Here is a 12311-nt window from a genome sequence, read left to right as displayed (position 1 = left end):
CGGGCGGCGGGCACCTCGCGGGACGCCGACGGGGCCGAGCCGCCCGGGGGCGCCGCCGGGTGGCCCCGACAGCGCCCCCGGCCCCGGTCAGGACTTCGGGATCCAGGGCGGGGTCTGCCCCCAGGACCAGACGGGGATCTTCGCCGCGTCGACCGGCGGCGGGTTGGGGCCCGAGTAGATCAGGGCCATCCGGGTGCCCCACTCGATGTAGTAGGCGAACACCGCCCGGAACTCCGGGTCCGCCGGCAGCCCGACCTCGTCCGCGGTGTCCATGAGCAGCTCCACCCAGCGGCGGCGCTGCTGCTCGGTGATGCCGCGGCCCAGGTGCTTGGTGGCCATGTGCTGGTGACCGCCGTGGTGGGCCGAGTAGTCGGCGGGGCCGCCGAAGACCTCCGACAGCCAGACGGCGACGTGCTGAGGGTGGTTCGCGTCCATGCCGGCGAAGACGGGCGCCAGGATCTCGTCCTGGAGGGCGTGCGCGTAGAAGACGTCCGTGAGGCGCTTCATGGCCTCGGCCCCGCCCATCCACTCGTAGACGGTGGGCGTCGTGTCGGGCGTGGTGCTCATGACTGTGAGGCGGCCTTTCCCGTGCCGAAGACGTCGGTGACCCGGTAGTGCTTCATTTCCTCGATGTTGTTCAGGTACGGGCGGATCGCGGCGAAGAACGCCGGGAACTGATCGCCCTTGCGGAAGCCCTGGAGGTGGTCCTCGACGGAGGTCCAGCGGATGCGGAGGATGTAGCGCTCGGCCTCCTCCTCGCTGTGGGCGAGTTCGTAGTCGATGCACTCGGGCGAGGCGGCCAGGGACTCGGCGGCCCGCGCGTAGGCGTCCTCGAACGCCGACTGGTCGTCCGTTGCGATCCGGTAGCGGATGTATTCGACGGTGGTGGTCATCGTGTGGAGCCTCTCCCTGCGGTCGGTGGTCCCGTCCACGGCTACCTTTCCGGGATCTTGCGCGCCCGGCGAGGATTTCCGCTATTCGGACTCGGACTTCTGGATGTCCGCCTTGACGTCGGGGCCCTGCGAGCGGACCCGCCGGACCGTGTCGAGGGACTCGCGCAGCTCGGTGAGCCAGGTGTCGGTGTTGCGGCTCACGAGTCGCACGCACCACGCCAGCGCGTCGGCGCGGCTGCGCGCCACGCCGCCCGCGACCAGGGTGTCGAGCACCTGGCGTTCGGACTGGCGCAGCCGCGTCATCACCGGGACCGCGAGGTGGGTGAAGAGCGTCGTCTCCTCGCCGGACCGCACCCCCCAGGAGACCTTGCGGCGGTAGAGCTCCTCCGCCTCGCGGGCGACCTCGACGCGCTGCTCGCGGGTGCGTTCGCGGAAGTCCTTCACGGACTCGTTCGCCGGGAGGTTGCCGATGACGGTGATCTCCTCGCGGTCGGCGGTGACGGAGACCAGGGACTCGTAGACGTCCACCGGCAGGCGGTCCGCGAACCAGGTACGGAGCTGTGTCTGCTGCTCGGCTGTAATCATGTAATCAACGTTGCATCCGCTTCCCTCTTGATCGCAAGGATTTCGCGTTCGCTCTCGGCTGGTGCTCCGGAGGGTTCAGCCCATCGAGCGGTAGCGGTGGATCAGGGAGACGGCCATCGCGCCCTCGCCGACGCCCGAGGCGACGCGCTTGACGGAGTGGGCGCGGACGTCGCCCGCGGCGAAGACGCCGGGAACGCTGGTCTCCAGCGGATACGGGGCGCGCTCCAGGCTCCACTCCGCGGGGAGTTCCCCACCGTTGGAGATCAGGTCGGAGCCGGTGAGGACGAAGCCGTACTCGTCGCGCTCCACCACCCCGGCCAGCCAGTCGGTGTGCGGGCGGGCGCCGATGAACGTGAACATGAAGCGGGCCGCGACCTCGGTGTCCTCGCCCGTGTCGGCGTTGTGCAGGGTCAGCCGTTCGAGGTGCTCGTCGCCGTCCAGCGACACGACGGTCGTGCGGACCCGGACCTCGATGTTGGGGGTGCGGGCGATCTCGTCGATCAGGTAGCGGGACATGCTGGCGTCGAGGGACGCCGCCCGGACGAGGATCGTGACGCGGGCCGCGTACTTGGCGAAGTGCACCGCCGCCTGTCCGGCCGAGTTGGCGCCGCCCACGATGAACACGTGCTGCGAGATGCAGGCCGAGCTCTCGGTGGTGGCCGCGCCGTAGTAGAGCCCGGCGCCCTCGAAGCGGTCCGCTCCCGGCGCTTCCAGCCGGTTGTAGGAGACACCGGTGGCGAGGAGGACCGTCTCCGCGCTGATCTCCGTACCGTCCGCCAGGGTGAGGATCTTCGCGGGGTCGTCGCGGGTCAGCGAGACCACTTCCACCGGGTGCAGGATCTCGGCGCCGAACCGGGACGCCTGGATGGTGGCCCGGCGGGTCAGGTCGCCGCCCGAGAGGCCCGACGGGAAGCCGAGGTAGTTCTCGATCAGGCTGGAGGTGCCGGCCTGGCCGCCCGGGGCGCGGGAGTCCAGCATCAGCGTGGAGAGGCCCTCGGACGCCGAGTACACCCCGGCCGCCAGCCCCGCCGGACCGGCGCCGACGATGACGCACTCGTAGTGCGGGCGGGAGGCGGTGGTGGCCAGGCCCAGGCGCTGGGCGAGCTGGGTGTCGGTGGGCGCGGAGAGCACCGCCCCGTCCGGGAAGCGGACCAGCGGCAGCGCCGCGTCGGGGTCGGCGGCGGCGAGCACCGTGAGCGCCTCGGGGTCGCGCTCGACGTTCAGGAAGCGGAACGGTTGGCCGTTGCGGGTGAAGAAGTCCCGGACGGCGTGGGTGCCCGGGGACACCAGGTGACCCGCGACGATGATCCCGTCGTAGGCGGGCCGGTAGGTGGCGAGCCAGTCCGAGAGCAGGTCGTCCAGCACCGGGAACAGCCGCTCGTGCGGCGGGTCCCAGGGCTTGAGCAGGTAGTAGTCCAGCCGGACCCGGTTGATGGCGGTGATCGCCGCGTCGGTCTCCGCGTACGCGGTGAGCAGGACCCGGCGGGCGTCGGGGAAGCGGCTGACGGCCTCCAGGAGGAACTCCACCCCGGTGACGTCGGGCATCCGCTGGTCCACCAGGAACAGCGCCGGGTCGTGGCCGCGTTCGTCCAGGGAGTCCAGGATCTTGAACGCGTCGGCGGCCGAGGAGGCGCCGAGCACCCGGTAGCGGTCGCCGTACGCGCTGCGCAGGTCGCGCCGCACGGCCCGCAGCACCTGCGGGTCGTCGTCCACGGCGAGGATGACGGGCTTGCGGTTCTCGGACCGCTCGGCGGTGGCCGCGGCGTGCCCGGCCGTGGTCGCCGGCGCGGTGGACCCGGTCTGGGCCACGGCGGAGGACGGGGTGGGCGAGGCAGCGGCGGCGGGGGAGGGAGCGGTGGCGGCAGCCGAACCGGTGGCGGCAGCGGCGGGGGAGGGAGCGGCGGCGCGCTCCGGGGCCGCGCTCACGCGGGGTCCAGCATCAGCTTGTCGGTGTAGCACCAGGCCCAGTCCTCGCCCGGCTCGTGCGAGGCCGCGATGGGGTGTTCGGTGGTGCGGTAGTGCCGGGTGGCGTGGCGGTTCTTCGAGGAGTCGCAGCAGCCGACGTGCCCGCAGCTCAGGCACATTCTCAGGTGCACCCAGCCGTCCCCCGTCGCCAGGCACTCCTCGCAGCCGTCGGTCCCGGGCTTCACCGGACGTATCTGGTCGATGTGTGTGCACTTCAGGTCCATCGTCATCGTCCCCGTCCCTCTCCTCGCGCACTCGTACCGCTCGTCACGCCGGTTAATCACGGGCGCGTCCAGACCATAAGTCGGGGGTGTCGAGAAGGTTCATCGATTCGGCCGAAGTCATGGAGTACGGCAGCTACTTCATGACCTCGCGCGGCGACTACCTGAGGTGTCGGGGCGGCCTGCCCTTCTACCTCACGAAGTCGCGTACGGGCGCTTTGACGCAGGCCCCGGGCACAAGCAGGGTGGGGGACGCCAACACAACAGGCGGCGCCTGGAGGAATCTGTGAGCAGAAAGATTCTGGTCATTGTCTCCGAACACGGTTACTGGGCCGAAGAACTGATCGGGCCCGTATCGAAGTTCGACGAGCGGGGCTATGAAGTCGTATTCGCCACGCCGACCGGGAAGCGCGCCCACGCACTTCCGCCGAGCCTCGACGCCCACTACATCGACCCCCCGCTGGGTCGGTCGGTGACCACCGAGGAGAACGCCCGGCTGGGCCGCGAGTTCGAGCAGTCGAGCCGGCTCGACTCGCCCCTCGACATCGAGGCGTGGGCGCCCGAGCGCCCGTACACGAGCGACAAGGACTACCTGCCCAAGCTGGAGCAGTACCACCGTGATCTGGACAAGCTCCAGGAGGACATCGCCTCCTTCGACGCGATCCTCGTCGTCGGCGGCAGCGGCCCCATCGCCGACCTCGCCAACAACGAGCGGGTCCACGCCCTGATCCTGGCCTTCAAGAACGCCGGCAAGGTCGTGGCGGCCGAGTGCTACGGGGTGGCCTGCCTGGCCTTCGCCCGCGACTGGGGCGACCGCAAGAGCATCATCTGGGGCAAGCACGTCACCGGCCACTGCAAGGAATACGACTACAAGGACGGAACCGGATTCCTCGGTACCGACTTCAACATGGGGCCGCCGCCGTACCCGCTGGAGTACATCCTGCGCGACGCCACCGGCCCGCGCGGCGCGTACCACGGGAATTTCGGCCACCCGCTGTCGGTGATCGTCGATTTCCCCTTCGTGACCGGACGGTCGACCCCGGATTCCTATCTGACGGGGCAGAAGATCGTGGAAGTCCTGGAGGACGGACTCACCCGGTACGGCTGGTAGTCCGCTGACCGCTGGGAAAAGAGGGGGATTTCATGGAAGCCACTCCCGGACGGGAAAGGCTGATCGAGCAGTTCAAGGCCGACGGCCTGAATGTCATGTTCGGAAATCCGGGGACGGTCGAACAGGGATTCCTCGACGCGGTCGATGCGGCAACGGACTTCCGCTACGTCCTCGCCCTCCAGGAGACCGTCGCCGCCGGCATCGCCGACGGTTACGCCCGGGCCACCGGCGGCGCGGCCCTGCTCCAGCTGCACTCCGGGGTGGGCCTGGGCAACGGCATCGGCATGCTCTACCAGTCGCTGCGCGGCCACACCCCGCTCGTCGTGGTCGCCGGGGACGCCGGGGTCCGCTATGACGCCATGGACGCGCAGATGGCCTGCGACCTGGTGGCGATGGCCAAGCCGGTGACGAAGTACGCGACCCGGGTCACCGACCCGCGCTCGGTGCTCCGCACCGTCCGGCGGGCCGTGAAGATCGCCCTGACCCCGCCGCGCGGACCGGTGTTCGTGGCGCTGCCGATGGACGTACTGGACGAGCCGAACTCCGAGCCCGTGCTGCCCGCCACCGTGCCGCTCACGGACGTGGCGCCCTCACCCGCCTCGGTGGGCCGGGCGGCCGAGCTGCTCGCCGCCGCCGAACACCCGGTCGTGCTGATCGGCGACGGGGTGGCGCTCTCCGGGGCGCAGGCCGAACTCGTCGCGGTCGCCGAGCTGCTGGGCGCCGACGTGTACGAGGTCGACTCCTCCGAGGTCAACATCGCGGCGTCGCACCCGCTGCGCCGCGGCCAGACGGGCCACATGTTCGGCCCGCACAGCAAGGGTCTCGTAGGCGACGCCGACGGGGTGCTGATCGTCGGCACCTATGTCTTCCCGGAGGTGTTCCCCGAGCTGGAGAGCCCCTTCCGGCCCGGCGCGAACGTCGTGCACATCGACCTCAACGCCTACGAGATCGCCAAGAACCACCCCGTGGACCTGGGCCTGGCCGCCGACCCCAAGCAGGCGCTGCGCGCGCTGGCCGGCGTACTGGAGCACCGGCTGACCACCCGGCAGCGCGCCGCCGCGGCCGCCCGGCTCGACGCCCGCGCCCGGGAGCGGGCCGCGGAGACGGCCGGGCAGGACACCGACGGCACGCCGATGGCGGTGTTCCTGCGGACCCTCGCCGAGCGGACCGGGGGCGACCTCATCGTCTTCGACGAGGCGCTGACCACCTCGCCGCTGGTCACCCGGTACCTGCCGGCCGAGCGGCCGGGCGACTACCACCTCACCCGGGGCGGTTCGCTCGGGGTGGGCTTCCCGGGAGCGGTCGGCGCCAAGCTGGCCCGGCCCGACCGGCTCGTCGTCGGGTTCGCGGGCGACGGCGGGTCGATGTACACCTACCAGGCACTGTGGACCGCGGTCCGGCACGGCATCGACGCCAAGTTCGTGGTCTGCAACAACCGCAAGTACCGGCTGCTCGACGACAACATCGCCCAGTACTGGCGGGAACGGGACATCGCCGAACACGACTTCCCGGGCTCCTTCGACCTCTCCCACCCCGAGATCGACTTCGCCGGGCTGGCCCGAGCCCTCGGCGCGGACGGGACGCGGGTGGAGAAGCCGGACGAGGCGGTCGCCGCCGTGGGCCGGATGCTGGACCACCCCGGCCCGTACCTCGTCGACATCCGGATCTGACCCCCGCACCACGCCCTGACACCACTGCACCGGTACGGACAGGAGGAGACCGCATGCCCGCCGAGCGGCTGACCGAGGACGCGATCCGCAGCTTCGCCGAGAACTGGTACGTGGCCCTGGACCAGCACCTTCCGCTGGACCGGGTGCTCGGCCTCATCACCGAGGACCTGGAGTTCAAGGTCCCCGAGGACACCTTCCTCGGACACGAGGGCTTCGGCCGCTGGTACGCGGCCGTGACCTCCCGCTTCTTCGACGAGGTGCACACCGTCACGAAGGTCGAGCCCGTCATCGAGGGCGACCGGGCGATCGTCCGGGTCCTCGTGAACTGGCAGGCCAAGATCTGGGACCCGCCGGCCGCGCGCAGCCAGTGGCTCGGGTTCGACGCCGACCAGACCTGGGTCGTGGTGGCGGGCCAGGCCGGCCCGCTGATCAAGCAGTACACCGTCAACGAACTGGCGCCGATGCCCGGTTCCGGTTCCCTCTGACCGGCTGCGAAGACGTAGGAGGAGGGGCGATGACCGAAGTGACACGGGAGCGGGTGCGGGCGGCCTACCAGGCGCTCGGCTCCGGTGACCGGGCGCGCATCCTGGAGTTCTACTCCGAGGACCTGCGCTGGCTGGTGCCCGGCAACCACCCGCTCGCCGGCTGGTACGAGAGCCTGGACGCCTTCCTGGAGCTGATGGGGCAGACCCACAAGCTCACGGGCGGCACCTTCCGGATGGACATCGAGGCGGTGCTCGTCGGTGACGACTGCAGCGCCGACGTGTGCCGCAACGTCGCCGTGCGCGACGGCGCGGACGGGGCGAGCGGGTCCCCGTACGAGCGGATGGACTACCCGGTCTTCCACTACATGCGGTGGCGCGACGGCCGGATCGTCGAGGGCCGCGACGGGCTCTTCGGCGACACGGCCACCGCCTTCAGCCAGTTCTGGGCGCCCTTCGCGCCGGACGGAACCCGCAGGGACCGATAGGGGGATGAGCGCGATGAGCGCGTCGGACGCACGAGAGATTCTGCGGAAGTACTACGAGTACGCCAATGCCGGGGAGTGGGACCGCTGGTGCGACCTGTTCGCCGACGACCAGGTCATGGACGAGCAGCTCGCCGGACACATCGAGGGCCTGGAGGTGCTGCGCTCGATGATGAAGGGCATGGGGACGATGTACCGGAGCTTCCGGAACGAGCCCGCGCACTTCCTCGTCGACGGGGAGAAGGCCGCGGCCGTCTCCCACGTCACCGCGGTCAGCCCCGCCGGCGAGGTCATCGAGGCCGAGGTCATGAACTTCTTCCGGATCGTGGACGGAAAGATCGTCTACATGGCGAACCACCACGACACCGTGCCCTTCCAGGTGCTCGGCCAGGGCTGAGGGGCGGCGTGATGGCGAGAGACGAGTACGACTACATCATCGTGGGGTCCGGTACCGCCGGCAGTGTCCTGGCGAACCGGCTCTCCGAGGACCCGGACGTCTCCGTCCTCGTCCTGGAGGCCGGCGGCGACCGCATCCCGCCCGAGGTGGACGATCCGTCCTCCTGGTACAAGCTGCTGGGCGGACCCGTCGACTGGGGCTACACCAGCGTCCCGCAGCCGGGGCTCGACGGCCGCCGTACGTACGAACCGCGCGGCAAGGCCCCCGGCGGCAGCAGCAACCTCTACATCATGATGCACATCCGGGGTCACGCCTCGGACTTCGACAACTGGGCCTACCAGGGCGCCGCGGGCTGGGCGTACGAGGACGTGCTGCCCTACTTCGCCCTCTTGGAGGGCCAAGAGGACGCCACGGCCGCCACCACCGGCACCGACGGCCCGCAGCGCATCACCCACGCCGGCCGGCACCACCCGAACCCGACCTCCCGCGCCTTCATCGACGCGGCCGTCGAGCTCGGCCACCGGGAGATCGCCGACTTCAACACGGACGGTCCCCGGCGCGGGCTCTTCGGCACCGGCTGGCACCACATCGACGTCGCGGACGGCCGCCGGCAGGGCGCACTCGCCGCCTACCTGGAGCCGGCGCTGGAGCGGTCCAACCTGACCCTGCGCACCCAGGCGCAGAGCACCCGGCTGCTCTTCGACGGCGACACCTGCACCGGCGTCGAGTACGTGCGGCTCGCACCGCCCGCCCCGATCCCGGGCCGGGTGGTGGGCGACGGACACAGCGCCGCCACCGAACCCGGGACGCACACCGCACGGGCCCGCCGCGAGGTGATCGTGGCCGCCGGGGCGATCGAGTCCCCCAAGCTGCTGCTGCTGTCCGGCATCGGGCACCCCGAGCAGCTGCGCGAACACGGCATCGGGGTCACCGCCGCCCTTCCCGGGGTCGGCGAGAACTTCCACAACCACGTCCTGACCGGGCTGATGGCCGAGGTCACCCAGGAACTGCCGGCACCCGCGCAGAACCTGTCGGAGAGCGCTCTGTTCCTGTCCTCCCGGCCCGGCCTGCCCGCGCCCGACCTCCAGATCGCCTTCGTCCACGTGCCGTTCGACGTGATCGTCGGCCAGGACCACCCGAACACGGTGAGCATCCTGCCCGGGGTCGTCCGGCCCGTCTCGCGCGGCTGGATCAAGCTCGCGAGCACCGACCCGCTGGCCCACCCGCTGATCCACCCGAACTACCTGGGCGACCGGTGGGACCTGGAGCGGATGGTGCAGGGCGTCAAACTCGCCCGGGAGCTCTTCGCGACCTCGGCGTTCTCGCCCTGGTACAAGCAGGAGCTCCAGCCCGGGCCGGGCTACGTGAGCGACGAGGACCTGCGGACCTTCGTGAAGCAGAAGTCCGAGAGCTACCACCACCAGGCCGGCTCCTGCCGCATGGGCATCGACGACCTCTCCGTCGTCGACCCGGAACTGCGGGTGCACGGCGTACGGAACCTGCGCGTCGTCGACGCGAGCGTGATGCCCGCCGTCCCGTCGGGCAACTGCCACACCGCCATCGCGATGATCGCCGAGCGCGCGGCGGACTTCCTGAGGGGGGTGTCACGTGCCTGACGCCGTACTGCGCGAGGGCGCGCTGTCCGGGACCCGGATCGCGGTCCTGGTCGAGAGCGACTTCTACGAGCCCGAGATCTTCTACTACGGGCGCCGGTTCGCCGAGGAGGGCGCCGAGGTCGACTTCCTGACCCGGCTGTGGGGCAACGACTCCATCACCTTCACCGGCCACGAGTATCGGGCGCCGTTCACCGCCGACAAGTCCCTGGAGGGGCTGGGCGACGAGGAGCTGCGCCGGTACGCGGCGGTCATCGTGCCCTCGGGCATGGTGGCCGACCGGCTGCGCTACACCGAGGACGTCGATGTCCTCGCCCCCGCCACGGAGCTGCTGCGACGGGCGTTCGAGGAGCCGACGGTCCTCAAGGGGATCATCTGCCACGGCATGTGGCTGGCCGCCTCCATCCCCGACAAGGTCCGCGGTCGCAAGGTCGTCTGCCACAACAACCTCATCGGTGACGTCCGCAACATGGGCGCCCAGTACGTCGACGAGGACGTGGTGGTGGACGGGGACCTGGTCACCGGGCGCACCGGCGCCCACCACCACCTCTTCGCCCGCCGGATCATCGAGCTCATCGCGGCGGGGCGGGGCCGGGGGGCCGGCTGATGGGGCGGATGGTCTGGTCCCACGTGGGCCTGAACTGCACGGACCAGAAGACCACCGAGGAGTTCTACACCCGGTACTTCGGCTTCGCCCGGGCCCGGGTGGTCGACCTCGGCGAGTCGCGGATCGTGTTCCTGCGCAAGGGGGACGCGTACCTGGAACTCTTCGCCGCCGGCACCGATCCGGCGCGGCCGGCGCTGGGGGTCCCCCCAGCGGTAGCTGGGGGAGACGGGCCGCAGGCCCCGGGCCGGATGCGCCACCTGGCCTTCCAGACCGACAGCGTGGACGCGTTCCTCGCGGACTTGGGCGACGCGGCGGAAGTGACCCTGGGGCCGCTGGACTTCGACGACTTCATCTGCGGGTGGCGGACCGTGTGGGTCCGCGACCCCGACGGGGTGATCGTCGAGGTCAGCCAGGGATACGAGGACGACAGCTCTCACGACAAGGACGGTGTGTGAAACATGGCTGACGCCGTGGGTTTCTCCTTCTCCGACACGATCGCGGGCTACGTCGTCCGCTTCGACTCCCACAGCCGGCTGCTGCGGCTGAAGACCTCCGACGGCCGCGAGTTCGAGGTGTCGCTGGCCGGTGACCCGAGCGCGGAGCTCGTCCGCAACCTCGACGAGCCGTACATCGACGCCTCCGGGCACATCGACGAGATGCTCTCGCCGGGCCGGCTCCTGTTCGTCTACGGCGTCCACTACCCGGAGTCGGGCGGGCGCTTCGACGCCAAGCGCCTGGTCTTCCTCGGCCGCGGCGCCGAGGACTACCGGTTCGAGGAGCCCAGCTGGTGGATCAAGCAGATCGAGTCGCTGGCCGACTTCTACAAGCGGGCCCAGTTCGGCGACGGACCGGTGGACTTCGCCCAGTACCGCACCGAGATCCGGCTCGGCGGCGACAAGACCGCCAGCCACGTCCAGGAGACCGACACGATCTCCCGTCTGGTCTACGGCATGGCCTCGGCCTACCTGCTGACCGGCAAGGACGAGTACCTGGAGGTCGCCGAACGCGGCACCGAGTACCTGCGCAAGCACATGCGGGTCGTGGACAGCGAGGAGGACGTGGTCTTCTGGTACCACGGCATCCGCGTCGACGGGGACAGCGAACGCAAGCTGTTCACCTCGGAGTTCTCCGACGACTACGACGCGATCCCGATGTACGAGCAGATCTACGCCCTGGCCGGCCCCATCCAGACGTACCGCGTCACCGGTGACGTACGGATCAAGAACGACGCGGACGCCACCATCCGACTGTTCGACAAGTTCTTCAAGGACGAGGAACTGGGCGGCTACTACTCGCACATCGACCCGATCCTGTTCAGCGCCGACCACGAGTCGCTGGGCGAGAACGCGGAGCGCAAGAACTGGAACTCGGTCGGCGACCACGCGCCCGCCTACCTGATCAACCTGTACCTGGCGACCGGCGACCAGAGGTACGCCGACTTCCTGGAGTACACCTTCGACACCATCGCGGACAAGTTCCCGGACTACAAGAACAGCCCCTTCGTCCAGGAGCGCTTCTATCGCGACTGGTCGCACGACACGACGCACAGCTGGCAGCAGAACCGCGCCGTGGTCGGCCACAACCTCAAGATCGCCTGGAACCTGATGCGGATGAACTCCCTCAAGGCCAAGCCGGCCTACGAGGAACTCGCCCGCAAGATCGGCGAGATCATGCCCGCCGTCGGCAGCGACCGCCAGCGCGGCGGTTGGTACGACGTGGTCGAGCGGGTGAAGGAGGGCGACGAGGACTCGTACCGCTTCGCCTGGCACGACCGCAAGGCGTGGTGGCAGCAGGAGCAGGCGATCCTCGCCTACCTCATCCTGAACGGCACGACCGGCGGGGACGACTTCCTGCGCGAGGCCCGGCAGGCGGAGGCGTTCTACAACACCTTCTTCCTCGACCACGACGAGGGTGCCGTCTACTTCAACGTGCTCGCCAGCGGCACGCCGTACCTGCTCGGCACCGAGCGGCTCAAGGGCAGCCACTCGATGTCCATGTACCACTCGGCGGAACTCTGCTACCTCTCCGCCGTCTACAACAACCTGCTCATCAACGGCCGGGAAATGGACTTCCACTTCCAGCCCGACCCCACGGACCTGCCCGACCGCGTCCTGCGCGTCTCGCCCGACCTCCTGCCCGCGGGCTCCGTCGAGGTCGCGTCGGTGGAGATCGACGAGAAGCCGTGGACGGACTTCGACGCGAAGGGCCTCACGGTCCGGCTGCCCGACGTCCAGGGCCGGGTCAAGGTCAAGGTCCGGCTCCGGCCGGTCACCAGGTAATGC

General features: G+C 70.1%; 14 protein-coding genes. 9 read left to right on the top strand and 5 right to left on the bottom strand.

The window, feature by feature from the left end; all coding sequences use genetic code 11:
- Positions 1 to 87 precede the first annotated feature (87 nt).
- The 5 genes from ACFVXJ_RS08015 to ACFVXJ_RS07995 all read right to left on the bottom strand — a co-directional run bounded on the left by ACFVXJ_RS08015 (position 88) and on the right by ACFVXJ_RS07995 (position 3673).
- Positions 88 to 567 (bottom strand): group II truncated hemoglobin, encoded by a 480-nt coding sequence (locus tag ACFVXJ_RS08015; RefSeq protein ID WP_389660407.1) that lies wholly within the window; start codon positions 565 to 567, stop codon positions 88 to 90.
- Positions 564 to 893 carry an antibiotic biosynthesis monooxygenase family protein gene (locus ACFVXJ_RS08010; protein WP_389660404.1) on the bottom strand — a complete coding sequence of 110 codons (330 nt, stop codon included), beginning with the start codon at positions 891 to 893 and terminating at the stop codon, positions 564 to 566. Before ACFVXJ_RS08010 ends, ACFVXJ_RS08015 begins: the two co-directional genes overlap by 4 nt.
- A gap of 81 nt (positions 894 to 974) precedes the next feature.
- Complete coding sequence (locus tag ACFVXJ_RS08005) at positions 975 to 1478, bottom strand: hypothetical protein (protein ID WP_389660401.1); 504 nt, start codon at positions 1476 to 1478, stop codon at positions 975 to 977.
- Positions 1479 to 1553: 75 nt separating this feature from the next.
- Complete coding sequence (locus ACFVXJ_RS08000; RefSeq protein WP_389660990.1) at positions 1554 to 3287, bottom strand: FAD-dependent oxidoreductase; 1734 nt, start codon at positions 3285 to 3287, stop codon at positions 1554 to 1556.
- 113 nt (positions 3288 to 3400) lie between these two features.
- Positions 3401 to 3673 carry a UBP-type zinc finger domain-containing protein gene (locus ACFVXJ_RS07995; protein ID WP_389660398.1) on the bottom strand — a complete coding sequence of 91 codons (273 nt, stop codon included), beginning with the start codon at positions 3671 to 3673 and terminating at the stop codon, positions 3401 to 3403.
- Between the two features lie 277 nt (positions 3674 to 3950).
- Between ACFVXJ_RS07995 and ACFVXJ_RS07990 the strand changes: the two genes are divergently transcribed.
- Genes ACFVXJ_RS07990 through ACFVXJ_RS07950 form a run of 9 tightly spaced genes read left to right on the top strand, consistent with a single transcriptional unit; the run spans position 3951 to position 12308 of the window.
- Complete coding sequence (locus ACFVXJ_RS07990; protein WP_389660395.1) at positions 3951 to 4775, top strand: type 1 glutamine amidotransferase domain-containing protein; 825 nt, start codon at positions 3951 to 3953, stop codon at positions 4773 to 4775.
- Positions 4776 to 4807: 32 nt separating this feature from the next.
- Positions 4808 to 6445, top strand: a complete 1638-nt coding sequence (locus tag ACFVXJ_RS07985) for a thiamine pyrophosphate-binding protein (protein ID WP_389660392.1) — start codon at positions 4808 to 4810, stop codon at positions 6443 to 6445.
- A 53-nt stretch (positions 6446 to 6498) separates the two neighbouring features.
- Positions 6499 to 6930, top strand: a complete 432-nt coding sequence (locus ACFVXJ_RS07980; RefSeq protein ID WP_389660389.1) for a nuclear transport factor 2 family protein — start codon at positions 6499 to 6501, stop codon at positions 6928 to 6930.
- A gap of 29 nt (positions 6931 to 6959) precedes the next feature.
- The gene (locus ACFVXJ_RS07975; RefSeq protein ID WP_389660386.1) at positions 6960 to 7415 is read left to right on the top strand and encodes a nuclear transport factor 2 family protein; all 456 of its coding nucleotides are present in this window, start codon (positions 6960 to 6962) and stop codon (positions 7413 to 7415) included.
- 13 nt (positions 7416 to 7428) lie between these two features.
- Positions 7429 to 7809, top strand: coding sequence for a nuclear transport factor 2 family protein (locus ACFVXJ_RS07970; protein WP_389660383.1), 381 nt, complete (start codon positions 7429 to 7431; stop codon positions 7807 to 7809).
- An 11-nt stretch (positions 7810 to 7820) separates the two neighbouring features.
- Entirely contained in the window at positions 7821 to 9425 is a 1605-nt protein-coding gene (locus ACFVXJ_RS07965; RefSeq protein WP_389660380.1) for a GMC family oxidoreductase, read from the top strand.
- Positions 9418 to 10029 carry a DJ-1/PfpI family protein gene (locus ACFVXJ_RS07960; protein WP_389660377.1) on the top strand — a complete coding sequence of 204 codons (612 nt, stop codon included), beginning with the start codon at positions 9418 to 9420 and terminating at the stop codon, positions 10027 to 10029. The genes ACFVXJ_RS07965 and ACFVXJ_RS07960 overlap by 8 nt, the downstream gene beginning before the upstream one ends.
- An 8-nt stretch (positions 10030 to 10037) precedes the next feature.
- Positions 10038 to 10484: a VOC family protein gene (locus ACFVXJ_RS07955; RefSeq protein WP_389660374.1), complete on the top strand. Its 447-nt coding sequence runs from the start codon at positions 10038 to 10040 to the stop codon at positions 10482 to 10484.
- A gap of 3 nt (positions 10485 to 10487) precedes the next feature.
- Positions 10488 to 12308 (top strand): AGE family epimerase/isomerase, encoded by a 1821-nt coding sequence (locus ACFVXJ_RS07950; protein ID WP_389660371.1) that lies wholly within the window; start codon positions 10488 to 10490, stop codon positions 12306 to 12308.
- Positions 12309 to 12311 lie beyond the last annotated feature (3 nt).

This window comes from Streptomyces sp. NPDC058279 (assembly GCF_042881255.1).
Classification (GTDB): Bacteria; Actinomycetota; Actinomycetes; order Streptomycetales; family Streptomycetaceae; genus Streptomyces.
This window is presented reverse-complemented; position numbering and strand designations above follow the sequence as displayed.

Excerpts from the sequence above, each read along its gene's own strand:
- ACFVXJ_RS08010 (WP_389660404.1), bottom strand. The coding sequence starts at position 893 with ATGACCACCACCGTCGAATACATCCGCTACCGGATCGCAACGGACGAC.
- ACFVXJ_RS07970 (WP_389660383.1), top strand. The coding sequence starts at position 7,429 with ATGAGCGCGTCGGACGCACGAGAGATTCTGCGGAAGTACTACGAGTAC.
- ACFVXJ_RS07950 (WP_389660371.1), top strand. The coding sequence starts at position 10,488 with ATGGCTGACGCCGTGGGTTTCTCCTTCTCCGACACGATCGCGGGCTAC.
- ACFVXJ_RS07995 (WP_389660398.1), bottom strand. The coding sequence starts at position 3,673 with ATGACGATGGACCTGAAGTGCACACACATCGACCAGATACGTCCGGTG.
- ACFVXJ_RS07965 (WP_389660380.1), top strand. The coding sequence starts at position 7,821 with ATGGCGAGAGACGAGTACGACTACATCATCGTGGGGTCCGGTACCGCC.
- ACFVXJ_RS07985 (WP_389660392.1), top strand. The coding sequence starts at position 4,808 with ATGGAAGCCACTCCCGGACGGGAAAGGCTGATCGAGCAGTTCAAGGCC.
- ACFVXJ_RS08015 (WP_389660407.1), bottom strand. The coding sequence starts at position 567 with ATGAGCACCACGCCCGACACGACGCCCACCGTCTACGAGTGGATGGGC.
- ACFVXJ_RS07980 (WP_389660389.1), top strand. The coding sequence starts at position 6,499 with ATGCCCGCCGAGCGGCTGACCGAGGACGCGATCCGCAGCTTCGCCGAG.
- ACFVXJ_RS07955 (WP_389660374.1), top strand. The coding sequence starts at position 10,038 with ATGGTCTGGTCCCACGTGGGCCTGAACTGCACGGACCAGAAGACCACC.
- ACFVXJ_RS07975 (WP_389660386.1), top strand. The coding sequence starts at position 6,960 with ATGACCGAAGTGACACGGGAGCGGGTGCGGGCGGCCTACCAGGCGCTC.
- ACFVXJ_RS08005 (WP_389660401.1), bottom strand. The coding sequence starts at position 1,478 with ATGATTACAGCCGAGCAGCAGACACAGCTCCGTACCTGGTTCGCGGAC.